Source organism: Pantoea sp. ANP04 (genome assembly GCF_041982285.1).
In the GTDB taxonomy this organism is placed as follows: domain Bacteria; phylum Pseudomonadota; class Gammaproteobacteria; order Enterobacterales; family Enterobacteriaceae; genus Pantoea; species Pantoea eucalypti.
In genome coordinates this window covers 37,269-61,346 of sequence record NZ_JAUTYS010000001.1, presented here as the reverse complement: position 1 = coordinate 61,346, position 24,078 = coordinate 37,269, and the positions used below count along the sequence as shown (strand labels likewise).

Below are 24,078 nucleotides of genomic sequence, written 5' to 3'. Positions count from 1 at the left end.
TATTCAGGATATTATCTGGAGAACCGAAATGAAGGTAAATGACCGCGTCAGCGTTAAAACCGATGGCGGCCCACGTCGCACAGGCAACATTCTGGCTATGGAGCCATTCAATGAAGGCACTATGTTTTTAGTGGCGCTGGAAGATTACCCATTGGGTATCTGGTTTTTTAATGAAACAAACCAGCCGGATGGCATTTTTGTAGAGCCTTGCCACGATGCCTGAACCTGAGGCGCAATAAAAAAGCCGCGTTTCCGTATACGGAAACGCGGCTTTTTGCTGTTGGTAATCCCCCGGCAGTCGTCGCCCGCCCGGGATGATTGCCGAAGAGCTTAGAAGGTTTCCCAGTTATCAGTACCGGTGGCGAGCGCAGGACGTGCTGCCAGTGCCGGTGTTTTGAGTGGTGCAGCGGCGCGTGGAGCCACACCTGCGGTAGCGGGGGAGTCGTGCAGGCGGAATGCGGCTACCGCCTGTGTTAATTTACCGGCCTGATCTTCAAGCGAGGCTGCTGCGGCTGAAGCTTCTTCCACCAGAGAGGCGTTCTGCTGGGTAACGTTATCCATCTCGGTAACCGCCTGGCTCACCTGCTGAATGCCACGGCTCTGTTCATCCGACGCTGCTGCAATCTCTGACATAATGTCGGTGACGCGACGGACTGCTTCTACAATTTCACCCATCGTGTTCCCGGCCGCGCCGACCTGATGCGAACCGTCATTGATCAGCGTAACCGACTCCGCTATTAAAGATTCTATCTCTTTAGCAGCCTGCGCACTGCGCTGGGCCAGATTTCGCACTTCGCTCGCTACCACCGCAAAACCACGTCCCTGTTCACCGGCCCGTGCCGCTTCAACCGCCGCGTTCAGCGCCAGAATATTGGTCTGGAACGCAATGCTATTAATGACATTGGTGATCTCAGCGATTTTCTTCGAGCTGCCGGAAATATTGGTCATGGTTTTCACGACATTATTGACCAGATCGCCTCCGCTGCGCGCTTTGCCTGAGGCATCTGCGGCGAGCTGACTGGCGTGATGCGCATTCTCGGCGTTCTGTTTCACTGTGGCGGTAAGTTGTTCCATGCTGGCTGCGGTCTGCTCCAGTGCCGCTGCCTGCTGCTCGGTACGGGATGAGAGATCGGTGTTACCGGCTGATATTTCGCTGGAACCCTGATAAATGGCCACTGCGCCTTCACGCACCGTACCCACGGTGGTCACCAGCGACTGCTGCATCAGCTGCAGATTGTGGATCAGTGTACCAATCTCACTGCGACCAAAGGGCAGGGGGGCGGAGGTCAGATCGCCCTGCGCAATACGCTCGATACGCAGCACAGACTGACGCAGGGGGCTAATGACCACGCGGCGCAGGAACACAAAGGTCAGCAGCACCAGCACCAGTGCGGCACTGAACGCCACAGCCATTGAGATAAAGCCGATGCGCGATTGCTGATCCGCTTCAGCGGTAATGGCATTGGCGCGGTCAGTACGAATCTTGATCGCTTTGAGTAATACCGCGTTGTACTCGTCATCCAGCTTGCGGGTAACGTCCGTCTCCTGAGCGATAATGCCCTCAAAACTGCCCTGTTTACCGGAATCGATCATCGGTATCAGGCCTTTATTGATGTAATTGTTGAAGCGGGTCTGCAGTGTGGCGTCCAGTTCAACGTCTGCTGGCGTCTTCACTACACGCGCCATATAGACCGCGAACCCCTGCTTTGCCTGTTGAATACGTTTTTCAGCGGCGGCGATATTGGCACGAAAATCGTCCATTTCACCGATACGCGCGGCGGCACCCGCCTGAATAATGGTCAGTCGCGCAGTACGCAGGTGGTTTGAACTGTTAGAAAGGCCCATACGAACCTGAATTTCGTCCGTGGCATCATCAAGTGAGTGGTTGCTTAAAATCAGAAAGTAACTGGCGACACCAATGCAGAGTGCGAACAGCAGCAAAATGCCGCCGAAGATCAGGCTAAACAGCGGCACCAGGCGGAGATTCTGCCAGATGCCAGCGCTTTTCTGTCCATCATTATCTAATGCAGTGTTCATATCCTTGCTCTCTTGAGGCTGTTGTTATAAGGCATAACATCGGCAAAAGAGCGAAAAAGGTTAGCAGTAAGAATGAGACATGGATCGCAATTTAGTGCAAAAAAAAACCGGCCATACCGGCCGGTTCTTCAGGATTTACGATCAGCGAATATTAACGTAAATACCCGAGGTCACATTATCGGTCAAACGCACCACATGATAAATAACCTGCTTATTATGGGTTTTGATTTTGCGTTTAATATTACCTTTGTGTGACGATACCGTTTTGGCCTTAATTTGCATTTTATCTGAGATCTGAATGGTATCATGACCTGACATCCACATCTTCAGCATGTTTGACTCAGTCTGGCTCAACGTTAATGGATGAACATCCATGCCAGAAGAGATGCGTGCAGACTGGTTAAGCTTCTTCTGCAAATAGGTGCCGAGTAAGGAGTCCAGGGTCGATGTCTTCATCGATTTTGATGTAATAATCAGGTTCTTACGAACGTAGAGATATTCCTCAAAATGGATATTGCTAATCGCCATGAATATAAAGAACAGTGTGTCCGGATGCTGCGTAATAATACTGCGAATACGTTCACTGGAATCTGACTCATGAATGAAACAATCTTCATTAATAAAGACGACACCAGGATTTAATTGCTCACATTTCTGCTGTAGTTGCTCAATATCGGAGACAGAAGAGATATTTTTCTTCTTAACTCCTTTTAAAGACATATAGTCTGATAATCCCAGGCGTGTGTAGTTGCAGGAATCCATAATAATAGTTGGCATAATAGCGACCCTCACCAATTTGTTATCCGTTTAAATCAACGATGAATACGCGTTGCGGTACGAGAGAGATTTCTTAGATACTTTTTATTCTGCTCGTGCAGTTTGGCAACAGGCAACCGCCCGTAAAAGTCTTCATCCCTGACCCGTTCTGCAAAAATTTTGTGCCGCCATGACGTCACACACTCTCCGACCATGGCGGGGGAGTGCCAGTGAAGTGTCGGAAGCAGTAAAACTCATTTTTGAGAGCTGTATCACTATCCTAGAAAACAAAGCGTTTTCTGATAGGACAATTCTCAAAAACATTTGTTTTACGAAAGTGTGAAGTCTCAACGTGCGTTGACAATGCCGGAAAAACACTTTTTTAACAAGAAAAATCACTTAAAGAATTTTTTCTTGTAAATACAGTGATTTGCCGATTTAGCCTGCACATTCACAGTCTGACCGCTTCTGTGAACCACCCAACTAAAATACGCGAAGCCCGGTTTAATAAGAATTATTTTCAGACTCTGCGCACGTTTATCAGAATTTCCTTAGTTGCATTCTGGAAAACATGGTTCTGAAGATGCATGGATGGTTTTGTGATACTTAAGTGTCATTTTGCAAAGGTAGTTAGAAACTTAATGTTCAGGGACGGGATAGTTCTGTCAGGAACAGGGCGAGTAAATCAAAAATTTCACCGAATAAACGTTCACAGAACGGGGCTAGCAGGGGCATCAGCAAGCTGATGGTTAAAATTCCAACTGATAAGGTAATAGGGAAGCCAATTGCGAAGATTGATAACTGTGGTGAAACACGATTTAACAAACCCAGTACCAGATTTACCATGAGTAACAAAACGATTAAGGGCAGCGCTAACATCATGCCGTTAAGGAAAATTAATCCGCCTGACTTCACCAGCGCCATAAACGCGTTGGCATTTACCGGCTCACCGCCAATCGGCAGCGTATGAAAACTGTCCACCAGCAGCGAAATCAGCCACAGATGCCCGTTAAAGGTCAGGAACAGCAGCATCGCCAGCATGTCGAGAAAACGGGCCAGCACTGGCATGTTCAGGCGGCTGCCGGGATCGAAAAAGGTGGCGAACGAGATGCCCATCTGCAAACCAATCACTTCACCGGCAAGGCGCACAGCCGCAAACGCGAACTGCATGGTGAAGCCGAGGGCAATACCTATCAGCATCTGCTGAATCAGCAGCAGAAAGCCGGGAGGTGAAAACAGCGTCACATTAACAGCCGGTAACAGCGGCATGACCAGCCAGGTGATCATCACCGCCAGACCGATTTTGACACGCTTGCTGATAGATCGTTCATTGAGGATGGGAGCAGTGGCGAATAATGCCATGATGCGCACCAGAGGCCAGAAGAACTGGCTGACCCAATGAACCAGCTGGCTGCTATCGAGAGTAATCATCAGCCGATGATGTATGGCAGGTTAGTAAAGACGGTGCGGATATAATCCAGCAGCAGATTCAGCATCCACGGACCGGCAATGATACCGGTGGTGGCAACGGCCAGAATCTTAGGAATAAAGGATAAGGTCTGTTCGTTGACCTGGGTCGCCGCCTGGATCAGGCTGATCAGCAGGCCACTGACCAGGGCTGCCAGCAGCAGCGGGGCGGCCAGCATCAGGGCGACGCGCATCGCTTCCTGTCCCATTACCATTACTGATTCAGGTGTCATATGTTGCTCCGGTAAGAAAAGGGGGATCAGGAGTAGAAGCTTTGCGCCAGTGAACCGACCAGCAGTTGCCAGCCATCGACCAGAACAAACAGCATCAGTTTAAACGGCAGCGCGATAGACGCTGGCGGGACCATCATCATTCCCAGCGCCATCAGCACACTGGCAACCACAAGATCGATGATCAGGAACGGGATAAACACGGTAAAGCCAATCTGGAACGCCGTCTTCAACTCGCTGGTGACATAGGCGGGCAGTAGAATGCGCATCGGCACCGCTTCAGGGCCGGCAATTGGGGCGGTATTCGCCAGACGGGCAAACAGCGCTAAATCGGCTTCGCGGGTCTGACGCAGCATAAATTCGCGCAGTGGCTGGGCGCCTTTATCGATCGCCACATCCATGCTGATCTTGTCCTGACTGAATGGCAGATAAGCGTCCTGATAAATTTTGTCGAACGTCGGCGCCATAATAAAGAAGGTCAGAAACAGCGACAGTCCAAGCAGCACCTGGTTAGGCGGCGCCGAGGGCGTGCCAAGGGCGTTACGCAGTAAGCCAAACACGATGATGATGCGGGTGAAACTGGTCATCATCAGCAGCACGGCCGGAATAAAGGTCAGTGCAGTGATAAAAACCAGCGTCTGAACCGGCAGGGACCAGCTCTGACCGCCGTTCGGCAGTGAGTGGCTCACCAGGCCCGGCAGCTGGGCATGGGCAACCGGTGCCAGTAACAGCAGTGGCAGTAAAGGAAGCAGTCGACGCATCATTGTGGTTTTCCGGGACGTTTAACCAGGTTCTGTAACAGCTGACGAAAATCCTGTGGCGCACTGTTCACCGGCGTCACAGCGACCGGTTCACCCGGCGGCAGCGTGTGCAGATGGGTAACCTGCTGTGCGGTGACGCCCAGCACCAGACGGGCATCGGCGGTATCGATAATCACCACCCGCTCACGCTGGCCCACCGATACGCTGGCGGTGAGTTTAAGCTCCTGGCTGCTGACCTTTTTCGGCGCGAAGCCGACACGGCGTGCCAGCCAGGCGCAGGCCAGAATCAATAAGATAATTACGGCTAATACGCTGCTGACCTGAGCCAGCATAGAGCCGGTTGAGATCGCCTGAGCGTGCGGTGCAGCCGGTTGCAGCGTTTGATTCTGGCTATTCATAATGTGACTCTTAGCGACTCAGACGACGCATACGTTCAGATGGGGTGATGATGTCAGTGATGCGCACGCCATATTTGTCGTTCACCACGACAACTTCACCCTGAGCGATCAGGTAGCCGTTGATCAGAATATCAAGCGGTTCACCTGCCAGGCCATCCAGCGAGACCACCGAACCCTGCGTTAAACGCAGCAGCTCTTTAATGGTCATTTTGGTGCGACCCAGTTCCACGGTGAGTTTCACCGGGATATCCATAATCAGATCGATATCCTGCAGCGATCCAGCGACGTTGCCGCTGTCGAATGATTTGAAGACGTCGTCGGTCTGCGGCGCACTGCTGCTGCCGACCTGCTCATTCATCGCTTCAGCCCACAGATCGTCCGCAGAGATATCGTCAGACGGTTTATTACTGTCAGTCATGGGGCTGTTCCTCGTTCAGCGAATTCAAAATCGGGTTAATCAGGTGTTCGACACGGAGCGCGTACTGACCATTCATCGTGCCATATTGGCTGGTTAAGACCGGGACGCTATCGACATGGGCGATAATGCGTTCCGGCTTCTCAATCGGCAGCACGTCACCGGGTTTCAGCTGCAAAATCCGTGACAGACGCAGTGAGGTTTCGGCAAAGTGCGCAATCAATTCCAGCTCAGAGTGCTGCACCTGTTTGACCAGGTTGTCGCGCCAGTGGTTATCTTCCTGACGAGAGTTTTCGAGCGGTGGGTTCACCAGCAGCTCGCGCAGCGGTTCAATCATTGAAAACGGGATGCAGATATTAAACTCACCCACCAGGTTACCAATCTCCACCTGGAACGGCGTGTTAACCACGATATCGTTCGGTGAAGTGGTGATGTTGGTGAACTTTACCTGCATCTCTGAACGTACATACTCAACGTCCAGTGGATAAATGGCTTTCCATGCGTCGCTGTAACCATCCAGCGCCAGCTTCAGCATGCGGCGAATAACGCGCTGCTCGGTATGGGTAAACTCACGGCCTTCAACTTTCGTCGGAAAACGTCCGTCGCCACCAAACAGGTTGTCGACAGCGATAAACACCAGGCTTGGTGAGAACACCACCAGCGCTGTACCACGCAACGGTTTCAGGTGGATCAGGTTCAGGTTGGTTGGCACCGGCAGATTGCGGGCAAACTCATGATACGGCTGAATCTTGATCGCCCCGACGCTGATATCCGGGCTACGGCGCAGCAGGTTAAACAGCGCCATACGGAAACTACGGGCAAAACGCTCGTTAATAATCTCCAGCGCCTGCAAACGCTCGCGCACCACGCGGCGCTGGGTATTCGGATCGTAAGGACGAATATCACCTTCCGGTCCGTTTTGTTTCTTTTCTTCTTCCGCGCTGCCACTGTCGCCGTTTAAAAGGGCGTCAATTTCAGCCTGGGAAAGAATGCTATCGCCCATTGATTCACCTCAAAATGAAGGCAGTAAACAGCACGTCGCTTACAGCCTGCGGAGGTTGACCTTTTACCAGCGGGGGTGTCAGCGCCTGTTTGATTTGTTCAACAAGCGCCTGCTTTCCTTGCTCTGTCGCCAGCGTCGCAGCGCTTTGACGCGAGAGCAGCAGCAGCAAACGGCTGCGCACCTCAGGCAGATAGTCATTCAACCGACGCCGGGTATCCTCATCGGCCAGACGCAGGGTAAAGCCTACGTAAAGCACGCGGTCGGGATCGTTGTCGGGATTGACCAGGTTAACCGTAAATGTATCAAGTGCAAAAAAGACCGGAGCGGGAGGCGGTTCAACTTTCGCCACCTCAGGCTTATCGCCCTCATGTTTATTCATCATTCGCCAGACTGCATACCCTGCCGCGCTGCAAGCGGCCAGCGTTACAATGAGCAACACTGGTATTAAGAGTTTACGTTTGCGGCCTTTTGCTTTCGCGTTATCAGACATGGTTGCAGTTACTTCCTGTGAATTATGGGCAAGCCTCTCGGCTCACGGGACAGATTATCCGCGTCTTAAGTCAAACCAATGGGTAGATAAGACGCGGGTTTTACGCTTACCTTCAGCGTTTGCCGCTGTCAGGCGAAAGTATCGACGGCGCTGTTGCCGCTAACACGAGCCTGAAGGGCGGCGGGAACGGCAATCGGCGTAATGTCGGTGTCACTGTCCTGGGTGAGGGAGAAGCGGCCGTGCTCTCCATCGCGGCGCGCCTCCTGTTGTTGCTGGAATTGCTGGCCCTGCGCGGAACTGTCACTGCTCACCTGACTCTCGCCCAGGTTAATACCGCTTTCTGCCAGCGCACTGCGCAACTGCGGTATTGCGGCTTCCAGTGCCGCTCTGACGTGGCTATGGCCGGAAACCAGATTAATTTGTGCCTGGTCGTTATCCAGTTTCAGGCTGATCTGGATAGCGCCAAGGTCTGCCGGATGTAAACGCAATTCCGCGTTCTGCTGGCCGTTACGCGTGAACATCACAATCTGCTGACTTAGCGCCTGTTGCCACTCGTCGCTGCCCAGCTGTGAGTTCAGCGTTGGCGTTGACGGGGTGCTGATGGTCGCGGAGGCGGTCACCGCGGCGGGCAGGCTGCTGGCGGTGGCAACGGGCATCGCGTTGATCGTGCTATCGCTGGTGCTGGTTTTGATCGCTTGATCATCCTGCTTAACCATATTGCTCAGTGCCTGCTGAAAACTGCTATCAAGCGTCAGGCCATTGCCTGTTGCACTCTGCGCGGCGGTGTTGCTCTGGCTGGCGGCAGTCGCGACGGCAGGTTTGCTTTGTGCGTCGCTTCTGACTTCAGCCTTCTCATCGTCACCTGTTTCGTGGCCCGGCTGTGCGCTGCTCAGCAGTTGCGTCAGCGACGTCTGACTTTTCCGGCCGGTGTCGGTCTGGGCAATCAGCTCGCCCGCCTCACTGCTGACCGGGGTCGACGGTGTCGCTGTCGGTGTCACCGCACCGGGTAACATGGCGAACAACGCCTGCACATTTTGCATGTCAGTGGCGCTTAAGGGTGCCACGTCCGGCTTGTCTTTATCATCGGCTGATTTTGACCCAGCTTTAATATTTTCCGGTTTAAACAGGGCGGTCAGCGCAGCAGGATTATCCAGCGCCGCCATCAGTGCATTCAGGGGGGCCTTCGGGCGGGCGTCATCAGTCTTTTCTGCTTTAGCGTCAGCGGATTGCGCCACTTTCCCATGCTGTTTCGCCAGGCCGAGCAGCTGGTTTCCCAGCGCAGTCAGAAAGTCCTTAGGCAGCGCGTCTTCACCCGCTGCAAGATCGGTTGAAACTGATGGTTCCGCGTCGGTTTTAACCGACGCTTTCGTGGCAATATGTGGCAGCGTAATCATTCGCCTCTCCTCGATGCGGCCCGTTGGGCAAATTCGTCCATCCGTTTCTGATCGAGACGGTTTTCCTGTCGTAATGCATTTTCTGCTGCACGCGTTATCAGCGTCTGATAAGCGTTCAGCCGCTGCTGTTTGTCGCGCCAGTTGATCAGCGCCTGTTCCAGCCGCTGATTCCAGTTATTGAGCTGGTTACGATGCTGCTCGATCGCTTTTTCCAGCGTCTGAATAAACTGGTGATAGTTGGTCCAGCGGGTGCTGGCGATACCGGATGACATATCGTCGTTGAGCTTGTTGCGATACTCATCCTGATAGTCGAGCAGCATCGTCAGCTGCTCGTTAGCGGCGTGCTGGCCGCGACGCATATCGCCTAAGTAGATGGCGGCACGTTCGAGATCCTGCTCCGCTAGGTCGCGCAGCGTATCGATGGCATTTGCAGTTTTCATTGCCGTTACCTCGTGTTAATTCGTGTGACTAGCCAAACAGCGCATGCAGATGCAGGCTGGCGTCGTCATAATCGCTGCGCTCAAAGATGCCCTGTTGCAGGAAAGCTTCCATCTGCGGATAGAGCGTGATCGCTTTATCCAGCATCGGATCGCTGCCGGCGGCATAGGCGCCGACGCTGACCAGATCGCGGTTTCGCTGGAAGCTGGAAAGCAACTGCTTAAACTGGCGCACCTGTGCATAGTGGTTCTCATCGATCAGATGCGTCATCGCACGGCTGATCGAGGCTTCAATATCGATGGCCGGATAGTGACCCGCTTCGCCCAGCCGGCGCGACAGCACGATGTGGCCGTCGAGAATGGCGCGCGCAGAGTCCGCAATCGGATCCTGCTGATCGTCGCCTTCGGTCAGTACGGTATAGAAGGCAGTGATCGAGCCGCCGCCGTCGATGCCGTTACCGGCACGCTCAACCAGCGCAGGCAGTTTGGCGAATACGGAAGGCGGATAGCCTTTGGTTGCGGGCGGTTCACCGATTGCCAGGGCGATCTCACGCTGCGCCATGGCGTAGCGGGTCAGGGAATCCATAATCAGCAACACATGCTTGCCGCGGTCGCGAAAATCTTCCGCGATGCGGGTGGCGTAAGCGGCACCCTGCATACGCAGCAGCGGTGACACGTCGGCCGGCGCGGCAATAACCACTGAACGCGCACGGCCTTCAGCACCGAGAATGTTCTCGATAAAATCTTTTACTTCACGGCCACGTTCGCCAATCAGACCGACCACGATCACGTCGGCTTTGGTATAGCGCGCCATCATGCCGAGCAGGACGCTTTTACCCACGCCCGAACCGGCGAACAGGCCCATACGCTGTCCGCGACCGACCGTCAGCAGGGCGTTAATTGCCCGCACGCCGGTATCCAGCACGTCGGTAATCGGCGTACGCTGCAGCGGGTTAAACGGCGGGGTGTTCAGCGGTGCGCGATAGCCGGTATCCGGCGACGGCAGGCCATCCAGCGGTCGACCGCTGCCATCAAGTACGCGGCCCAGCAGTTCCGGGCCCAGCATCATCTGTTTGCCTGCCTGCGGGTTCTCACCGTTCTGGCGCGCATAGACACGCGCACCCGGTAAAATGCCGTCCACTTCTTCCAGTGGCATCATCAGCAGTTTCTGCCCGTTGAATCCCACCACTTCGCTTTCGATTTCACTGATGGTTTTGCCATCGTTGCGTTCGATCACACAGGTTGCACCCAGTGGCAGCTGTAAGCCGGTCGCTTCCAGCACCAGGCCGGTGGCGCGGGTCAGGCGGCCATAACGGCGCACCGGCTGCACCTGGGCGATCCGTTTCTCAAAGGCGTCGAGCGAGCCAAGCCAGCGATTCAGACGGGTGGTCATTAAATTTCTCCAGGTGCAGCAAGACGGCAAAGTTCCTGCCAGCGCGTCGCGACGCTGGCATCCAGATCGCCATCTTCTGCGCTGAGTTTGCAGCCGCCAGGATGCAGGGTGCTGTCTGCGATCAGGCGCCAGCCATGCAGGTCCAGCGTCGGACCCAGGGTCTGCTCAATACGTTGTAAGTCATCCGGGTGAACACGCAGCTGTGGTTTGCCGCTGAACATCGGTTCCTGCTGCAGTAATCCCTGAATCTGGCGTAGCAGGGCGGTACCATCTACCGTTGTCGCCTGACCAATGACCGAGCGAGCCGCTTCCAGCGCCAGCTGCATCAGACGGGCAGCGATGACGCTGTCGAGGGATTCCAGCGTGTTCTGAAACTCCGTCACCAGCTGCTGCATCCGCGCCTGAAGGGGCGCCTGCTGCTGCTGGGCATCGGCCAGACCCTGCTGAAAACCGGCGTCATAGCCCGCTTTCTGACCTTCGGTTACACCCTGCTGATAGCCTTCGTTGTAACCCTGACTCTGTGCCTCTTTCCGCATCTGCTGCTGCAGACGTTCAAGCTGCTGTTGCTGCTCATCAACGCCATCGCCATCTTCAGCGTCGTATATTTCTGGCTGCAGCTCCGGTTCAGGCTCATCAAAACGGCCTAAATCATTGGGCTGCCACAGCTGCCAGGGGCGGGCAGAAAATGCATCAGACATACGTTTCCTCGCCACCACCAATCACCATCTCGCCAGATTCGGCCAGGCGGCGAACCACCAGCAGGATTGCTTTCTGTTCGTTTTCCACTGCCGACATCCGAACCGGACCACGGTTGGCCAGATCGTCGCGCAGGATATCGGCCGCACGGGCTGACATGTTTTTGAGGAATTTCTCGCGCAGTGGCTGTTCGGCCCCTTTCAGTGCAACCAGCAGCTGCTCGGACTCCACTTCCTGCAACAGACGCTGGATGCTGCGGTCGTCCACGGCCACCAGGTTTTCGAACAGGAACATCTCGTCGATAATTTTCTGTGCGAGTTCGCCATCGAAGTCGCGTACCGCTTCGATAACGGCCTCTTCCTGCTGCGTTTTCATCAGGTTGATGATCTCGGCTGCCGTTCTCACGCCGCCCATCTTCGCGCGCTTGAGGTTGGTGCCATCCAGCAGGCCGTTCAGTACTTCGGTCAGTTCGGCCAGCGCGGCTGGCTGCACACCACCGAATGTCGCGATACGCAGCATCACATCGTGACGCAGACGTTCGTCGAACAGCGCCACGATATCCGCAGCCTGGGCACGCTTGAGGTGCACCAGGATGGTCGCGATAATCTGTGGATGCTCGTCGCGAATAAGGTCGGCGGCAGCCTGCGGCTCCATAAAGTTGAGCGTTTCCATTCCGCTGGTGGTTTCGCGCGTTTCGAGAATGTCCTCCAGCAGGCTGGAGGCACGCTCTTCGCCCAGTGCACGTGTCAGCACTGAACGCAGGTATTCGTTAGAGTTAAGGCTCAGTGCCGCGAACTGCTCAGCATCTGCTTCGAACTCACGCAGCACCTCTGTCAGCTGTTTGTGCGACACCTGACGCATATTGGCCATCGCACCACTAAGATGCTGCACCTCGCGCTGATTCAGGTGTTTGAAAACTTCCGCAGCACGCTCTTCACCAATGGTCATCATGAGGATGGCGCTTTTTTCGGTTCCGGTCAGACTCATAGCTCTTTACTCATCCATTCGCGAATTACCAGCGCGACGACGCGCGGATCGTTTTCTGACATGTCGCGGATGCGTTGACTCATCACTTCTGCGCTCATGCGGTTGTTTGACTTACGTTCCTGATCCAGCTCATCTTTGCTGAGCTGCACATTAAAGGCTTCTTCCTGCGGCTGATCAGTAGCGGCGCGGGCGGCAACGGCTTCAGCAGCGGCTTTCTCTGCGGCCTGCTTGCGAACCAGATGCGGACGAACCATCTTGCGGTAGAGGACGAAGGCGACCAGAGCAACCAGCAGCCACTTACCGGCATCCATCAGCTGATCAAAGAAGGACTGCTGTTGCCAGAAGGGCAAATCAGTGGTCACAGGTTCAGTGGTGTTAAACTGCGAGTTCACCACGTTAATGCTGTCCCCACGGCTCTGGGAGTAGCCCATCGCTTCGCGTGTCAGGTCTTCAATCTGCTTCAGTTGTTGTTCGTTCAGCGCAACGGCTTTGCCTTTATCATCTGCACGGAAGTTCACCACCACCGCAACCGACAGGCGCTGTACGTCGCCGACGTTGACTTTGGTATGACGAATGGAGCGATCCAGCTCGTAGTTCACCGTGTCATCACGACGTGAATTCGTCGGGCCTGAGCTGGCCGGTGCAGTGCTGGTGGTCTGGCTGGCGTTGTTCGCCGCGTTGTTCTGACCATTCGCGGCCTGACCATTGGCTGCGTTGTTAGGTGTAACCTGCGCGGTGTTGGCTGGCGCCGGCTGGTTAGAAAGTGCGCCCGGCACGCCGCCCGGATAAGGGCTGCCTGATTGATCGCTGGTGCTGGTCTGACGCGAACGAATCGCTGAGTTCGACGGATTAGCGTTAGGCTGATATTTCTCGTCAGTCTGCTCGGCGGTGTCGAAGTTAATCTGCGCGGTAACCTGCGCATGCACATTGCCCTGGCCAAGAATCGGATTCAGGATCGCTTCAATACGTTGCTGGTAACGCGCTTCAACTTCAGAGGAGTACTTCAGCTGCGCGTCATTCAGATCGCGACCGGCAGAATCAGAACGGGTCAGCAGGCGTCCGGTCTGATCGACCACCGTCACGTTGCCCGGCGGTAAACCGGCGACGCTGCTTGAGACCATGTGGGCAATGGCCTGAATCTGACCTTCATCCAGCGCACGGCCAGGTTGCAGCGTTAAGGTGACAGAGGCGGAGGGTGCTTTCTGCTCACGCACAAATAAGGTGGGTTTAGGCATTGCCAGATGAACGCGGGCACTTTTGACCGGGCCCAGCGATTCGATGGTGCGCGCCAGTTCGCCTTCCAGCGCGCGCTGGTAGTTAACCTGCTCGCTGAACTGGCTGATACCGAACTTCTCTTTATCCAGCAGCTCGAAGCCTACCGAGCCGCCTTTCGGCAGACCCTGCTGAGCCAGACGCAGACGCAGCTCATGCACATTAGCTTCAGGCACCATTAATGCGCCGCCGTTTTCGGCGAAGCGATAGGGAATGTTCATCTGCGTCAGCTGCGTGACGATGGCACCGCCATCCTCATCAGTGAGGTTATTATAAAGGACGCTATAAGATGGCTGTTTCGCCCAGAGTACCATCGCGATCACGATTGCTATGACAGCAGCCGCGGCGATGACTAAAGGAATACGCGGATTTGCGCGCAGGCGAGCTAACAGGTCACCGAAGCCTTTCTTTTCTTGTTCTGTTGTGGCGGCTGTACTCGCATTCATGACCGTTTCCTGCCTGACGTAATTGACCGGGTAAGTTGAGATGGCAAAACAGACTCCCTGACCTGCGTAGATAAAATTTCCACTTCAATGCCAGGCATTATTAGGTGATAAGCAAAATTCGATGGCTGGATAAGGTAGGGTTTTTGATGTTATTTAGCGGCTTTGTCTCATTGACAACGTGCTAACTTTTGCTCACATCAAAAATGTCACCCTCTTTAAAAGGTATCGTTCATGTCCATTCAGGCAATTGACGGCGTACTGCAGCAGCTACAGGCGACCTCACTGCAGGCCAGTAATCGCAGCAGTGAAGCACCCAATCAGATCGATTTCGGCGCGACCATGAAAGCGGCGCTGGATAAGATCAGCGAGACGCAGACTACCGCACGCACCCAGGCGCAGGATTTTGAAATGGGGAAACCCGGCATCGCATTGAATGATGTGATGGTCGATCTGCAGAAATCGTCAATCTCAATGCAGATGGGAATTCAGGTCAGGAACAAACTGGTGTCGGCGTACAGCGAAATCATGAATATGCAGGTTTAGTTATACTGACCTGCGCATTAAATCTTTCTGTTTGCCTTAAGATAAGCAGACTTGAATGTCAGCAATAATGTCAGTCCTTTTGCTAAGCCTATGACCCTGTACTGACGTCAATGCAGGCGTCATTGGCTATACTGTTCATTATTAGTCGTTACGCACCGGGCACCTCACTTTTCGGCGCTATCGACTCATCGCCCATCAGCAGGACGCCAGCACAGTGCTAAAAATAATTATCCTTATCGCATCGTTGATTAGCCTATCAGCTCCCGGCATTGCCGCCATGCAGTGCGGACCCTTTTACCTTAAGCAGGATAAGAGTGGCTGGTTCTCAGTAAATGGTGAACGGGCAAAAACCCAGAAAGTGACGTTTGCCAGAGAGAAGGGTGACTACAGCAACGCAACGGTGAAAATCCGGGTTAAAAATAGCAAAGCGCCGGGAATGGTGGATATGGAGCAGACAAACCGTGATGGCAAAGGGTTGTTGAGGGCAGAAATTGTCCGCACCAGTCAGAGTCAGATCCGCATTCGGGGTGACTATGATTGCGAGCCGGCTAAGTAAGTTGAGTTATTACTGCAAATGCCTGTGATTATCGCAACCCTGAAGTAGTGATAGCCGGTGCTTTTGAATCATAGTAAAACGTCGCACTGATTTGATGATGACTTAACTTTGCCCTTTCAACCCAGGCTACTGTTTCATTATCCTGCACCATGTTAAACCGCTTTTAACCAGTAAGCAGCGGATCATCCTGCTCCAGATTGAATCTCCGGTCTTGTGCCATTCCGGTAAGGCAAGACCGTCAAAATAAGCGGTTTTATATAAAGGTGCAGCCCAACCCGTTCACTATCCATGACCGCCAGCAGGGGCAGGCTCAGGGCAATAATGATCTTCTTCATCTGTTAAATCATAAGCATTATTTTGTCGACAAATAACATCGGGAACTCACTTGTCCCGCTGATTTTCAATCAAAAATTTGCGCTTAATATTGCTAGCGTCGCTGAGTAAATGTAACATCCGACGGATAAATAAAGCATCGAATATCTTTTAGCCGCAACAATTTTTTATTCCACTGTTACATTGTTAGCCAGCTTACTATAAACACGGAAAGTTTAACGCAGTTAAATACCGCATCTATCAGACGCATATAAATCAGCCTTATAAAAAGGTATGCAGACGTTTGTTAAGTGCCATTAACACCATTGTCCTGATGAAAATTTTCTACTTAAGTGCCTCTGATGACTATGATTTATGACTGTTTTTTATACTACGATGAAGATGTTTTGCTTGAAATGCGTCTGAACACGCTTGAGCATGTTGTTGACCGGTTTGTCATTGTTGAATCGCTTTATACCTTTACGGGTAAACGCCGATGCAAGCTTAATTTTGACATTGAGAAATTCGACCGTTTTCGCGATAAAATTATTTATGTCGTCAACGATATTGCGCCAGTATTTTATCAGCACGCCTTTCAGTCGAATAGCTCTCTGGTTAAGGCGGGCGAGACCGATCCCTGGGAGAATGAATCCACTGCAAGGAATAAGATTATGCAAGGTCTGGCTGGCGCGCAGGATGATGATATTATTATTGTGTCAGACGTCGATGAAATTCCCCGACCTGAAGCGATTAAAGCCTTTAGCCATCGTCACCTCTGTACAACATTGCACCAGCAATATTTCAATTTTAAATATAATGTACGTGTATTGAACAATGACGGTACACCGCGTTGTGCCACACTGGCAAAAATGGTGACGTTTAAAACATTACGAACCTTTTTCATGGGACAACCGGAATTACTGCGCAACGTTAAGCGCCGTGGAACACCCATACGCGACAGCTGGTGGTGCTGGAAATGGCTCGGCTGGCGAACGAAAGTCATTAAGGATGGAGGATGGCATTTTTCATGGGTGATGAGCGATGAACGCATAAGTGAAAAAATGGCGTCGATTTCACATACCGAACATAACTGTCCTGAATTCAATAACCCGGATCATATCCGGCGCTGCGTTGAGAACAACATTGATATCTGGAATCGCCCAAGAAGAATGGAAATAGTGCCGATTACCGCTGAACATTTTCCTGAGTGGCTGGTTACACATCAGCATCAGCTGACAGATTATATTAAATCCTGATGCTGACCAGCGCGCCCACCGGGCGCGCCTCTTACCCTTCAGGTTGCTTTATAGGGATCTTTCTTATCATCCTGACTGTCATCATTTTTCCGCGGCACTTCACCATGGTCTTTTGGTGCATCGGTGGCGGGATGATCATCTTCCTCATACGCATTACCCGCGTTAGGTGCTGCTTCGGGCAGGCCTTTACTGACATCACCTTCTTTCTTACGTTCTTCATTCGTATTGTGCTTAAACATAATTCACTCCTGTTGTCCCAGTCATTTAAGTCTAGACCAGCCCTGAGATCCCGCATTAGCATGGAATTAAAGGCAAAAAAAAGCCCGCCAGAAGCGGGCTAATCGGAGTTTCTCTGATACTGAACATGTTATCTTTCGAAGTTTTGGTGTACAGCAGCTCCATGCTAACGGGAAATTCCTGATGCAGAAATGGACAAACTTGCCATATCGCTTGCGACAGGTCACATTCCAGGTCGATTAAAACATCGATAAATAAATTCGATTGAACTGATTAATGAAAAGCATATAGTGGCCTCCGTTACCAGGAGATAGAAAATATGTTACGAGACCATTTAAAGATTGAAGCAGAAGATCAGTTAATTGAACAAGGCTCGCTAAGCCTGAGAAATCGTGGTCAGGAAGAAGTGACCGAGTGGATTATTGTTAACCGTCAGGGCGTTAAAAAAGGCGGTGTCACACTGTTCGATAAACTCAGTACCCGCCGCTCATGGCCAGTGAACTACCGCATTATGCAGACCGATCTGCAGGGCAATGTGGTCGTGGATCAACTCACCGACGCCCTGTAGTTACCAGACCCGGACCCTGGCCACGGTTGTACGATAAAAAATTAACCCGCATTGGCGGGTTTTTTTATGACTGCCGGTAGCGGCGCAGTTCCACCACCGTACCAATTAGCTTCAGGTTCTCCCGACTGGAATGCAATTCAGGAAAGTTGATGTTAATGGGGGCCAGCTCAAACTGCGTAACGCCACCTTCACTACTACGTTGCCGCCAGGTACGGATCAGAGCAATCTGCTGCTGTAATGCCAGCACGCTATCGCCAGGCCGGGGTGAAACTCGCGGATCGATGATCACCACATCATCCCGCCCAATCGCGGGCATCATTGCCTGTTCTTCAACGCGAAAGGCAAAGCTCTGCTGCGAAAGCGCCATATCGTTATGCATCAGCAATTCGTGTCGCACTGAACTGTCATCCGAAAGCCATCGTGTCACATCACGCTGATTAAGCAGCGGAATCTGGTGAAGACCGCCATAAGCACTTTCGCTGAAAACAGGGCCATCCCCATCTATCAGAAAAGCCGGGGCACAACCCAGCGCTTCGGCGAGCCGTAGCAGATTCTCACCGCGCGGAAGCGTCTCCTCTTTTTCCCATTGCGAAATCGCTACATGGGACACTTTTACCTGTTGTGCCAATTGCTTCTGCGTTAATTGCAGTGATTTCCGTCGGAGGCGGATTCGGTCACCCAGCGTTTCGTTTTTCATAAGCTTGACATATTGGTTGAAAGTGATTTAAGTATACTTAAGCATGGTATTTAAGTAAACTTAAATTTCAAGCGGAGGACGTGGCTTTTCAGCACGCAATATGTTCCAGCGACCTAACCGGAAAAAGGGGTATGGCATGGAAAGTAGTCTGATTACCAGTATGGGAGCGTTAGTTCTGGGTGGAGGCGCAGCAGCACTGTTCTGGAAACCGTTATTGGCGGGTATCGCGTCAATCGTAACCAGTAACCGAGCGGGCGGCGAAATTATTACCAGCTACAAAGAGCAGGTGGTGTTGCTGAAAGAGAGCAACCTGCTGATACGGGAGGAAAACGATGAATTACGCGAACGGCACGACAGGAATTTGCGGCGAATCTCGACACTCGAAACCGATCTTCGGTTAATCAAGAATGCGGTAGGGATTTTGCTAGCAATGACCGAAACCGATCAAAACGACAAATTTCGTAATGAAGTTGATCGGCTTATCTCAACTCTGGAGGATCGCAGCAATGGCAATGATTGATAATACCAGGGCTCCAATATCATACAGGCGTAAAGTTATCCTCGGCTGCATTCTTCTCAGTTGTTCGATGATTTGCATCCTGATGACGATTATTTTTCTTTATGTCAGTAATACCGCAAACAAACGAGTCGAGGAGATTAGGGCGGATTACCGGGCAATAGCGGCACGACGTGATGAAAGGGTCGAGGTGCTGACGGATAAGGTCACAGCATTACAACATAAGCTTGATGTGATACCGGATCGTACCGCTGATAAAACACTGAGTAGAGTGAAAGAGGTCGTTTCTGAAGACAACCAGACGTCCGCAAAACCGGGCCAGACACCGTAACTTCCGATTATTCTTAGTGCGGCTTCGCTATTATCGACTAGTTTTAAATCTCCGGGCAACATTTTGTACCTGAATGCAGGCCCGATGATTGGCCGGTCGATGAACCGCTAAGCCTAACCACTTTGGATAACTGACCAGAAGGAAATTTAGCATGAGCGATTCAACAGAAACCAAGACCAAAACTGACTATCTGCGTGATGTGACGTCTCAGCTAAAAGAGATGCGCCACTATGCGCAGACCAACACCGAAACGCTGTCCAGCCATTGGTTAGCGTTTGACGCCGGTGAATACAAAGATAAGACGAACGCCGACCGAATCGATGCATTGCTGAATAAGCAGGGCAAGCTGTTGGAAGATTTGGATGCCGCCATTCAGGACATTGAGATTGAAATTAATCACAGCGAGCAGGAGAGCTAAGTCATCTCCCGCTAACTGATGCGGTGGCCGGTAAAGGATTAATCGGCCACCAGCCACATCTCCGCTTCGTCGAACATCTCTTCAACAATCCGCGCAACCGTCGCTTTATCGTTTTTACTCAAATCAGTATCAATCGCGTTACGTTCCATCGGCTTGACCTTAACTTCAATGTCAGGAAACACCCGATGCACCCGCTTTTCCAGCTCCTCACGAATCATCTCGCGGGCACCCGGTAAACCGGCAACGTTGCGCTTGTCATAAATCAACTCAACAAACATGATGGCAATCCATTCAGGGCAAAATCGCTGACATATAATACTGTAAATAAAAACAGTGGCAAGGCATGGCGCGTGATTTCGCGCAAATTTTTATGTCGTGTAAAACACGATCTTCAACTGGAAAAATGCGCACGCATCACGACATAATGACGGCTTACTTTTCAGGAGGTCCGCGATGCGACAACTGGTAATAGATATTCTGCTAAAACTGGCAAAGATGGATGTCGATGCAAAAGAGTTGACGGCGCAGCTTGAAGCGCAGTCCCTGCTGGTTGCAGCGCTGCTGGTGCAGGCGAAACAGGACAACTCGCTGACCATTTCAGAAACGGTGCAGGATGCCATCATTACCGCTTCGCAATCGTCGACCGGGTTTCTGCAATCGGATGTTGATCTGCTGCTGACGCACATTAATCGTCTGCTGGCTGTGGCAAGTTATGTTGAAGTGAAGGGTAAAGCGACGGAAGAGAGAGAGTAGGGCAGGAAAAATTCGCCTCTGGAGATGGATATTTATCAACATCTTCAGAGGCAGTGCAGGCGCAGGCGTCGTTCAGGGATGGTCATGATCCGAGTCCTGCGGAAAAGTGACTACTCTCTTAACCGGGTACACATTCTTCAGCTACTTTCATGCTGGCAGGCGTTGTGCTTTACCGGCCTCTTCTCTGCAGCGCGTATTAAAGTTCGTTTTTAATGCAAAACTCTTCCCAGCTCATACCCAATGATTCAGCGTGAGATTTGAGATAAGTCTCGATCGCTTCAGCCGCCACCGCTTTATCTGGCTCAGCGAGCTGAATGGAGAAGATCATTCCATCCAGATTCTTCTGGCGCAAAAAGGCCGCATAGATACGTTCGGCATGCCATTCGCGCAATTGGCGCAATGACAGGTTGGCGGCGCGGGCATCGCTTTCAGTTAATTCGTCAAGTGCGGATTGAAAGTCTGGATGCGCGGTAAAAAACATCTCGCGTGCCTGGGCATAGTAAGCTTCTGGCGTTTTCATATTCATATTCCTGAAAGTCTATTGCAGCGCGTCAGTGTAGCGGGTTGTCTCCTGCTTGTCAGGCGTGGCAAAGATAAGAGATGAACCTGCTTCGCCAACAATTTTCCGGTTAAAATGCTTTATGCAGACCTCACTACGGGTTTCGTTCTGCCGCAATCATCGTCTGTGTGGCGTCTTAACATCCAGATATCTTGCGTAACGCGGTGGAAAAATTATAACGTAGCCGCCATTGACGTGATCTTAGGGATTTAATATGAAAAAGTGGATGCTGATTGCCGCGCTGGCATTGAGTGGTTGTGCGCAAATCAACGATTATGAAAATGCGGTGCAGACACCGGCACCTGCTGATCTGCAGGGGACCTGGCAAACCGTCGGCCCACAGAGCAGCCTGATCAGCGACAAGGCGATAGCCAGTCTGATCATTAATGCCGATGGCAGCACGCTGGATTGCCGTCAGTGGATGCGGGTGATCGCGAAGCCGGGCAAACTGACCCGATTAAATGGCGATTATGTGAATGTAACACGTAAAATGCGGGTGATGCCGCTGGTGGTCGATAATGGCGAGCTGAGCTACGACAGGATGACCCTGCGCAAAGTGGCGCGTCCGACAGCAGAGTGCCAGCAGGCACTGGAAGAAGTGGCAAAGCAGCCAAAAGCCGCCGTGATTCAGAACATCGAACCGCAACTGCTGCGCACGGCGATTACCGAGAATAACGCGAATTCATAACAGTCGATCCATAGCAAAACCGCCCCAACAGGCAGAGTGCCGTTAACGCACTTGTCTGCCGGGGCGGTTTTCGTTTTTACTGCATCCCTTATTTTGCTGCTAACTTATTCTGCGATGACCCAGACGCTGACGCTGCCACCGTTACAGGCAAAGACCGCTGTGCCATGCTCGTCGGCGGTAATCGTCTCTTCACGGTTATCCAGATAATCCCGCCAGACCTTACCGGCAAAACCTTCACCCATCGGCACGCTTTTCTCGCCCGCATCGCCATTTGACATTATCACCACACAGCCCGGCTGCGTTTCGGTGCCACTGCGGCTGAATGCCACGCAGTTAGGATGATCAAAATAGTCGGTCTGTACGCCCCAGCCATATTGCTGACGCGCCCGGATTAACCCTTCCAGTTCAGGGATCACCGGCATCTCTATTTTGTGCTTTTCACCGTCGCCGCCTTCATCTTCGTAGGTTGCCCCGAACAGATCAGGATAAAAAATGGTGGGCACACCCTGTTCACGCAGCAGGATTAGCGCATAAGCCAGTGGCTTAAACCAGGATTCAACCGGCGCTTCCAGCGACTGCAGCGGCTGGGTGTCGTGGTTGGCGACGATCGTCACGGCATGCCAGGGATCAGCCACGACCAGCGAATTAGCAAAAATCTGGCTCATGTCATAGGCACTGCCCGCGGTGGAAGCCTGATGGAAGTTCATATGCAGTGGGGCATCAAACAGCATGGTTTTACCTTCCACCTGATGCACATACTCCTGCAGTTTCTCGGTTTCAAATGACCAGTATTCCGCGACGATAAACATCGGCTCTTCAGCAACCTCCTGAATATGCTCGATCCACTCTTTGTAGAACCAGGCCGGAATATGTTTGACCGCGTCCAGACGAAAGCCAGTGCAGGGGACCTGTTCCATCACCCAGCGCGCCCAATACTTCAGCTCTTCCCGGACCGCATTGTTACGGAAATCGATGTTGGCACCCATCAGATAGTCGAAGTTACCCAGTTCGTTATCGACCTGATCGTTCCAGCCTTCGGCGGTATAGTCATTGATGATTTTAAACACGCCGTTTTCGTCCGGATTCTCAATGTGGTCTACGCCGCTAAAGCACTTGTGATCCCAGACAAACTTAGAATATTCCCCGGCACGGGCCGGAAAGGTGAATTTCGTCCAGGCTTCGCACTCGACAACCTCTTCGTAGATTTCATCACGGTTATCCGGGTTGACGCGGTTAACACTGATCGCCTCTTTCTCATCAGCACCCATTTTGTGGTTCAGCACCACATCCAGCAGTACCCCAACGTTGTGGCTGCGCAGGGCTTCTGCTGCAGCCAGTAATTGCGTTTTGTCGCCATATTTGGTGGCAACACCGCCTTTTTGATCAAATTCCCCCAGGTCGAACAAATCGTAACTGTCGTAACCGACTGAATAGCCGCCTGAACCCCCTTTGTAGCAGGGCGGTAACCACACCATACTGATTCCAATTTCGCTGAGCCAGGCTGCACGATCGGCGACCTCAGGCCACAGTTTGCTGCCATCCGGGTAATACCAATGGAAAAACTGTAATAACGTTGGGTTTTGCATGTACCACACTCCAGGGGATGATGAGAATCAAGTATGGAGTAAGCGGCAGAAAAGAGACGCCGCGCAGAGAAATAAATCTGGCGGCGTAGCAGAGAAGGGGATCAGGAGAGCGTTTCGCGCGGCACCATAACTAAGCCGCCCTGACTACTGTAGGCAGACATTACCGATTTCTGACGTGTGTTCTGACCTACCAGCGAGGCCAGCTCATCCATCCGCGCCTGCAGCAGACGTTTCACTTCGCTTTCGTTATCCAGTATACGACGCAGCACCGGGCGTAACTGCTCCTGTGTCTGCGATGAAGGCGACACAGCTTCTGTCGATTGGGCTAAGTTCTGCACCGCACTGACATACTCCATCTCCCTGCTGATCAATTCATCCCATTCGCCTTGTTCTGCATGGCGCAGCATTCCATGGCTGAGATCGAGTAACTTGTGGTAAACGGTAATCAGATGCGGTGCAGTGGTCATTAAACGGCGTCCTGAATCAGGGGAGATTGAACTACTTCTTTCCACGCGTCCGCGATATTGCGCAGCAGGCCTTCGACCTCCTCAACTGCAGCAACATCATTGTGCAGGTTGGCATGCAGCAGGCGACGGGTCATGTAGTTGTAAAGATCCAGCAGATTATCTGCCAGTTCATCACCACGGTTTTCAGCCAGGCCCTCTTTCAGGCCTGCTTCGATAATATTGATTGCTTTGGAGATGGAGCTGCCTTTGCCTTCAATATTGCCATCCTGCATAAACAAGCGGGCGCGAATTAACGCGCTCAGTGCGCCGTCGAACAGCATTCCAACCAGCTGCTGCTGGGTGGCGCTCATGACGGCGCTTTCGACGCCAATTTTTGCATAGGCTTTGGTGCCTGTAGCGCTATACATG

33 protein-coding genes are annotated in these 24,078 nt (G+C 52.3%); 10 read left to right on the top strand and 23 right to left on the bottom strand.

What is annotated here, in order from left to right:
• Positions 1-28: 28 nt before the first annotated feature.
• On the top strand, positions 29-223 hold the full coding sequence (dsrB, locus tag Q7C21_RS00290; RefSeq protein WP_039659969.1) for a protein DsrB: 195 nt from the start codon (positions 29-31) through the stop codon (positions 221-223).
• Positions 224-330: 107 nt separating this feature from the next.
• On the opposite strand, the gene Q7C21_RS00285 is transcribed toward dsrB, so the two are convergent.
• From Q7C21_RS00285 to fliF, 15 genes are all read right to left on the bottom strand, one after another.
• Positions 331-2,037: a methyl-accepting chemotaxis protein gene (locus Q7C21_RS00285; RefSeq protein ID WP_003854460.1), complete on the bottom strand. Its 1,707-nt coding sequence runs from the start codon at positions 2,035-2,037 to the stop codon at positions 331-333.
• A 141-nt stretch (positions 2,038-2,178) separates the two neighbouring features.
• On the bottom strand, positions 2,179-2,814 hold the full coding sequence (rcsA, locus tag Q7C21_RS00280) for a transcriptional regulator RcsA (RefSeq protein WP_008926881.1): 636 nt from the start codon (positions 2,812-2,814) through the stop codon (positions 2,179-2,181).
• A gap of 624 nt (positions 2,815-3,438) precedes the next feature.
• Positions 3,439-4,224, bottom strand: a complete 786-nt coding sequence (gene fliR / locus Q7C21_RS00275) for a flagellar biosynthetic protein FliR (RefSeq protein ID WP_003854464.1) — start codon at positions 4,222-4,224, stop codon at positions 3,439-3,441.
• The gene (fliQ, locus tag Q7C21_RS00270) at positions 4,224-4,493 is read right to left on the bottom strand and encodes a flagellar biosynthesis protein FliQ (RefSeq protein WP_003854466.1); all 270 of its coding nucleotides are present in this window, start codon (positions 4,491-4,493) and stop codon (positions 4,224-4,226) included. Before fliQ ends, fliR begins: the two co-directional genes overlap by 1 nt.
• Before the next feature lie 26 nt (positions 4,494-4,519).
• Complete coding sequence (fliP, locus tag Q7C21_RS00265; RefSeq protein ID WP_031593200.1) at positions 4,520-5,251, bottom strand: flagellar type III secretion system pore protein FliP; 732 nt, start codon at positions 5,249-5,251, stop codon at positions 4,520-4,522.
• Positions 5,251-5,649 carry a flagellar biosynthetic protein FliO gene (gene fliO, locus Q7C21_RS00260; RefSeq protein WP_003854470.1) on the bottom strand — a complete coding sequence of 133 codons (399 nt, stop codon included), beginning with the start codon at positions 5,647-5,649 and terminating at the stop codon, positions 5,251-5,253. Before fliO ends, fliP begins: the two co-directional genes overlap by 1 nt.
• A 10-nt stretch (positions 5,650-5,659) precedes the next feature.
• The gene (gene fliN, locus Q7C21_RS00255) at positions 5,660-6,067 is read right to left on the bottom strand and encodes a flagellar motor switch protein FliN (RefSeq protein WP_003854471.1); all 408 of its coding nucleotides are present in this window, start codon (positions 6,065-6,067) and stop codon (positions 5,660-5,662) included.
• Positions 6,060-7,067 (bottom strand): flagellar motor switch protein FliM, encoded by a 1,008-nt coding sequence (gene fliM, locus Q7C21_RS00250; RefSeq protein ID WP_003854473.1) that lies wholly within the window; start codon positions 7,065-7,067, stop codon positions 6,060-6,062. The genes fliN and fliM overlap by 8 nt, the downstream gene beginning before the upstream one ends.
• Positions 7,068-7,071: 4 nt before the next feature.
• Complete coding sequence (fliL, locus tag Q7C21_RS00245) at positions 7,072-7,557, bottom strand: flagellar basal body-associated protein FliL (RefSeq protein WP_003854474.1); 486 nt, start codon at positions 7,555-7,557, stop codon at positions 7,072-7,074.
• Positions 7,558-7,685: 128 nt separating this feature from the next.
• The gene (locus Q7C21_RS00240; protein ID WP_375150252.1) at positions 7,686-8,951 is read right to left on the bottom strand and encodes a flagellar hook-length control protein FliK; all 1,266 of its coding nucleotides are present in this window, start codon (positions 8,949-8,951) and stop codon (positions 7,686-7,688) included.
• A complete protein-coding gene (gene fliJ, locus Q7C21_RS00235; RefSeq protein ID WP_003854478.1) occupies positions 8,948-9,391 on the bottom strand; it encodes a flagellar export protein FliJ in 444 nt (147 codons plus the stop codon). The genes Q7C21_RS00240 and fliJ overlap by 4 nt, the downstream gene beginning before the upstream one ends.
• Before the next feature lie 28 nt (positions 9,392-9,419).
• Positions 9,420-10,781, bottom strand: a complete 1,362-nt coding sequence (gene fliI, locus Q7C21_RS00230) for a flagellar protein export ATPase FliI (RefSeq protein WP_003854480.1) — start codon at positions 10,779-10,781, stop codon at positions 9,420-9,422.
• Entirely contained in the window at positions 10,781-11,479 is a 699-nt protein-coding gene (gene fliH / locus Q7C21_RS00225; RefSeq protein WP_003854482.1) for a flagellar assembly protein FliH, read from the bottom strand. Before fliH ends, fliI begins: the two co-directional genes overlap by 1 nt.
• Positions 11,472-12,464 (bottom strand): flagellar motor switch protein FliG, encoded by a 993-nt coding sequence (fliG, locus tag Q7C21_RS00220; protein ID WP_003854483.1) that lies wholly within the window; start codon positions 12,462-12,464, stop codon positions 11,472-11,474. The genes fliH and fliG overlap by 8 nt, the downstream gene beginning before the upstream one ends.
• Entirely contained in the window at positions 12,461-14,182 is a 1,722-nt protein-coding gene (gene fliF, locus Q7C21_RS00215; protein ID WP_003854484.1) for a flagellar basal-body MS-ring/collar protein FliF, read from the bottom strand. The genes fliG and fliF overlap by 4 nt, the downstream gene beginning before the upstream one ends.
• Before the next feature lie 231 nt (positions 14,183-14,413).
• Between fliF and fliE the strand changes: the two genes are divergently transcribed.
• Together fliE and Q7C21_RS00205 are read left to right on the top strand one after the other, a co-directional pair.
• Complete coding sequence (gene fliE / locus Q7C21_RS00210; RefSeq protein WP_003854485.1) at positions 14,414-14,725, top strand: flagellar hook-basal body complex protein FliE; 312 nt, start codon at positions 14,414-14,416, stop codon at positions 14,723-14,725.
• 277 nt (positions 14,726-15,002) lie between these two features.
• On the top strand, positions 15,003-15,281 hold the full coding sequence (locus tag Q7C21_RS00205) for a hypothetical protein (protein WP_238329304.1): 279 nt from the start codon (positions 15,003-15,005) through the stop codon (positions 15,279-15,281).
• 182 nt (positions 15,282-15,463) lie between these two features.
• Here Q7C21_RS00205 and Q7C21_RS00200 read toward each other — a convergent pair whose 3' ends face one another.
• Positions 15,464-15,616 carry a hypothetical protein gene (locus tag Q7C21_RS00200; RefSeq protein WP_375150251.1) on the bottom strand — a complete coding sequence of 51 codons (153 nt, stop codon included), beginning with the start codon at positions 15,614-15,616 and terminating at the stop codon, positions 15,464-15,466.
• A gap of 345 nt (positions 15,617-15,961) precedes the next feature.
• On the opposite strand from Q7C21_RS00200, the gene Q7C21_RS00195 reads away from it, so the two are divergent.
• Positions 15,962-16,849, top strand: a complete 888-nt coding sequence (locus Q7C21_RS00195) for a benzoate transporter (protein WP_375150325.1) — start codon at positions 15,962-15,964, stop codon at positions 16,847-16,849.
• A 38-nt stretch (positions 16,850-16,887) separates the two neighbouring features.
• Here Q7C21_RS00195 and Q7C21_RS00190 read toward each other — a convergent pair whose 3' ends face one another.
• Positions 16,888-17,088 (bottom strand): hypothetical protein, encoded by a 201-nt coding sequence (locus Q7C21_RS00190; protein WP_003854493.1) that lies wholly within the window; start codon positions 17,086-17,088, stop codon positions 16,888-16,890.
• A 317-nt stretch (positions 17,089-17,405) separates the two neighbouring features.
• Here Q7C21_RS00190 and Q7C21_RS00185 point away from each other — a divergent pair, with 317 nt between their 5' ends.
• Positions 17,406-17,654, top strand: coding sequence for a hypothetical protein (locus Q7C21_RS00185; RefSeq protein ID WP_003854495.1), 249 nt, complete (start codon positions 17,406-17,408; stop codon positions 17,652-17,654).
• A gap of 64 nt (positions 17,655-17,718) precedes the next feature.
• Here Q7C21_RS00185 and Q7C21_RS00180 read toward each other — a convergent pair whose 3' ends face one another.
• The gene (locus tag Q7C21_RS00180) at positions 17,719-18,351 is read right to left on the bottom strand and encodes a helix-turn-helix domain-containing protein (protein WP_375150250.1); all 633 of its coding nucleotides are present in this window, start codon (positions 18,349-18,351) and stop codon (positions 17,719-17,721) included.
• 136 nt (positions 18,352-18,487) lie between these two features.
• Here Q7C21_RS00180 and Q7C21_RS00175 point away from each other — a divergent pair, with 136 nt between their 5' ends.
• The 3 genes from Q7C21_RS00175 (at position 18,488) to Q7C21_RS00165 (ending at position 19,617) form a co-directional block, all read left to right on the top strand.
• The gene (locus Q7C21_RS00175; RefSeq protein WP_008926860.1) at positions 18,488-18,871 is read left to right on the top strand and encodes a hypothetical protein; all 384 of its coding nucleotides are present in this window, start codon (positions 18,488-18,490) and stop codon (positions 18,869-18,871) included.
• The gene (locus tag Q7C21_RS00170; protein WP_033763175.1) at positions 18,858-19,199 is read left to right on the top strand and encodes a hypothetical protein; all 342 of its coding nucleotides are present in this window, start codon (positions 18,858-18,860) and stop codon (positions 19,197-19,199) included. Before Q7C21_RS00175 ends, Q7C21_RS00170 begins: the two co-directional genes overlap by 14 nt.
• A gap of 151 nt (positions 19,200-19,350) precedes the next feature.
• Entirely contained in the window at positions 19,351-19,617 is a 267-nt protein-coding gene (locus Q7C21_RS00165; protein WP_003854505.1) for a hypothetical protein, read from the top strand.
• A gap of 38 nt (positions 19,618-19,655) precedes the next feature.
• On the opposite strand, the gene Q7C21_RS00160 is transcribed toward Q7C21_RS00165, so the two are convergent.
• The gene (locus tag Q7C21_RS00160; RefSeq protein ID WP_003854508.1) at positions 19,656-19,895 is read right to left on the bottom strand and encodes a DinI-like family protein; all 240 of its coding nucleotides are present in this window, start codon (positions 19,893-19,895) and stop codon (positions 19,656-19,658) included.
• Positions 19,896-20,070: 175 nt separating this feature from the next.
• Between Q7C21_RS00160 and iraP the strand changes: the two genes are divergently transcribed.
• The gene (iraP, locus tag Q7C21_RS00155; RefSeq protein ID WP_003854510.1) at positions 20,071-20,370 is read left to right on the top strand and encodes an anti-adapter protein IraP; all 300 of its coding nucleotides are present in this window, start codon (positions 20,071-20,073) and stop codon (positions 20,368-20,370) included.
• Positions 20,371-20,566: 196 nt separating this feature from the next.
• Here the strand turns inward: iraP and Q7C21_RS00150 are convergent, their stop codons facing one another.
• Positions 20,567-20,890 carry a DUF6388 family protein gene (locus Q7C21_RS00150; RefSeq protein ID WP_008926858.1) on the bottom strand — a complete coding sequence of 108 codons (324 nt, stop codon included), beginning with the start codon at positions 20,888-20,890 and terminating at the stop codon, positions 20,567-20,569.
• A gap of 253 nt (positions 20,891-21,143) precedes the next feature.
• Here Q7C21_RS00150 and yedD point away from each other — a divergent pair, with 253 nt between their 5' ends.
• Complete coding sequence (yedD, locus tag Q7C21_RS00145) at positions 21,144-21,617, top strand: lipoprotein YedD (protein ID WP_187513164.1); 474 nt, start codon at positions 21,144-21,146, stop codon at positions 21,615-21,617.
• A 104-nt stretch (positions 21,618-21,721) separates the two neighbouring features.
• Here the strand turns inward: yedD and amyA are convergent, their stop codons facing one another.
• The 3 genes from amyA to fliS form a co-directional block, all read right to left on the bottom strand.
• A complete protein-coding gene (amyA, locus tag Q7C21_RS00140; RefSeq protein WP_375150249.1) occupies positions 21,722-23,203 on the bottom strand; it encodes an alpha-amylase in 1,482 nt (493 codons plus the stop codon).
• Between the two features lie 101 nt (positions 23,204-23,304).
• Complete coding sequence (gene fliT / locus Q7C21_RS00135; protein WP_140033301.1) at positions 23,305-23,670, bottom strand: flagella biosynthesis regulatory protein FliT; 366 nt, start codon at positions 23,668-23,670, stop codon at positions 23,305-23,307.
• Positions 23,670-24,077 carry a flagellar export chaperone FliS gene (gene fliS / locus Q7C21_RS00130; RefSeq protein WP_140033302.1) on the bottom strand — a complete coding sequence of 136 codons (408 nt, stop codon included), beginning with the start codon at positions 24,075-24,077 and terminating at the stop codon, positions 23,670-23,672. Before fliS ends, fliT begins: the two co-directional genes overlap by 1 nt.
• Position 24,078: the final 1 nt, after the last annotated feature.

Bases quoted from the DNA above. Each gene is read 5' to 3' on its own strand.
- fliT (WP_140033301.1), bottom strand. From the start codon at position 23,670: ATGACCACTGCACCGCATCTGATTACCGTTTACCACAAGTTACTCGAT.
- Q7C21_RS00180 (WP_375150250.1), bottom strand. From the start codon at position 18,351: ATGAAAAACGAAACGCTGGGTGACCGAATCCGCCTCCGACGGAAATCA.
- fliR (WP_003854464.1), bottom strand. From the start codon at position 4,224: ATGATTACTCTCGATAGCAGCCAGCTGGTTCATTGGGTCAGCCAGTTC.
- fliF (WP_003854484.1), bottom strand. From the start codon at position 14,182: ATGAATGCGAGTACAGCCGCCACAACAGAACAAGAAAAGAAAGGCTTC.
- Q7C21_RS00185 (WP_003854495.1), top strand. From the start codon at position 17,406: ATGTTACGAGACCATTTAAAGATTGAAGCAGAAGATCAGTTAATTGAA.
- fliJ (WP_003854478.1), bottom strand. From the start codon at position 9,391: ATGAAAACTGCAAATGCCATCGATACGCTGCGCGACCTAGCGGAGCAG.
- Q7C21_RS00240 (WP_375150252.1), bottom strand. From the start codon at position 8,951: ATGATTACGCTGCCACATATTGCCACGAAAGCGTCGGTTAAAACCGAC.
- fliI (WP_003854480.1), bottom strand. From the start codon at position 10,781: ATGACCACCCGTCTGAATCGCTGGCTTGGCTCGCTCGACGCCTTTGAG.
- Q7C21_RS00170 (WP_033763175.1), top strand. From the start codon at position 18,858: ATGGCAATGATTGATAATACCAGGGCTCCAATATCATACAGGCGTAAA.
- Q7C21_RS00175 (WP_008926860.1), top strand. From the start codon at position 18,488: ATGGAAAGTAGTCTGATTACCAGTATGGGAGCGTTAGTTCTGGGTGGA.
- fliL (WP_003854474.1), bottom strand. From the start codon at position 7,557: ATGTCTGATAACGCGAAAGCAAAAGGCCGCAAACGTAAACTCTTAATA.
- fliP (WP_031593200.1), bottom strand. From the start codon at position 5,251: ATGCGTCGACTGCTTCCTTTACTGCCACTGCTGTTACTGGCACCGGTT.
- Q7C21_RS00165 (WP_003854505.1), top strand. From the start codon at position 19,351: ATGAGCGATTCAACAGAAACCAAGACCAAAACTGACTATCTGCGTGAT.
- fliH (WP_003854482.1), bottom strand. From the start codon at position 11,479: ATGTCTGATGCATTTTCTGCCCGCCCCTGGCAGCTGTGGCAGCCCAAT.
- yedD (WP_187513164.1), top strand. From the start codon at position 21,144: ATGAAAAAGTGGATGCTGATTGCCGCGCTGGCATTGAGTGGTTGTGCG.
- fliG (WP_003854483.1), bottom strand. From the start codon at position 12,464: ATGAGTCTGACCGGAACCGAAAAAAGCGCCATCCTCATGATGACCATT.
- fliM (WP_003854473.1), bottom strand. From the start codon at position 7,067: ATGGGCGATAGCATTCTTTCCCAGGCTGAAATTGACGCCCTTTTAAAC.
- Q7C21_RS00150 (WP_008926858.1), bottom strand. From the start codon at position 20,890: ATGAAAACGCCAGAAGCTTACTATGCCCAGGCACGCGAGATGTTTTTT.
- fliO (WP_003854470.1), bottom strand. From the start codon at position 5,649: ATGAATAGCCAGAATCAAACGCTGCAACCGGCTGCACCGCACGCTCAG.
- Q7C21_RS00160 (WP_003854508.1), bottom strand. From the start codon at position 19,895: ATGTTTGTTGAGTTGATTTATGACAAGCGCAACGTTGCCGGTTTACCG.
- fliQ (WP_003854466.1), bottom strand. From the start codon at position 4,493: ATGACACCTGAATCAGTAATGGTAATGGGACAGGAAGCGATGCGCGTC.
- fliS (WP_140033302.1), bottom strand. From the start codon at position 24,077: ATGTATAGCGCTACAGGCACCAAAGCCTATGCAAAAATTGGCGTCGAA.
- Q7C21_RS00200 (WP_375150251.1), bottom strand. From the start codon at position 15,616: ATGAAGAAGATCATTATTGCCCTGAGCCTGCCCCTGCTGGCGGTCATG.
- amyA (WP_375150249.1), bottom strand. From the start codon at position 23,203: ATGCAAAACCCAACGTTATTACAGTTTTTCCATTGGTATTACCCGGAT.
- rcsA (WP_008926881.1), bottom strand. From the start codon at position 2,814: ATGCCAACTATTATTATGGATTCCTGCAACTACACACGCCTGGGATTA.
- fliN (WP_003854471.1), bottom strand. From the start codon at position 6,067: ATGACTGACAGTAATAAACCGTCTGACGATATCTCTGCGGACGATCTG.
- Q7C21_RS00205 (WP_238329304.1), top strand. From the start codon at position 15,003: ATGCAGTGCGGACCCTTTTACCTTAAGCAGGATAAGAGTGGCTGGTTC.
- Q7C21_RS00195 (WP_375150325.1), top strand. From the start codon at position 15,962: ATGATTTATGACTGTTTTTTATACTACGATGAAGATGTTTTGCTTGAA.
- Q7C21_RS00190 (WP_003854493.1), bottom strand. From the start codon at position 17,088: ATGTTTAAGCACAATACGAATGAAGAACGTAAGAAAGAAGGTGATGTC.
- fliE (WP_003854485.1), top strand. From the start codon at position 14,414: ATGTCCATTCAGGCAATTGACGGCGTACTGCAGCAGCTACAGGCGACC.
- Q7C21_RS00285 (WP_003854460.1), bottom strand. From the start codon at position 2,037: ATGAACACTGCATTAGATAATGATGGACAGAAAAGCGCTGGCATCTGG.
- iraP (WP_003854510.1), top strand. From the start codon at position 20,071: ATGCGACAACTGGTAATAGATATTCTGCTAAAACTGGCAAAGATGGAT.
- dsrB (WP_039659969.1), top strand. From the start codon at position 29: ATGAAGGTAAATGACCGCGTCAGCGTTAAAACCGATGGCGGCCCACGT.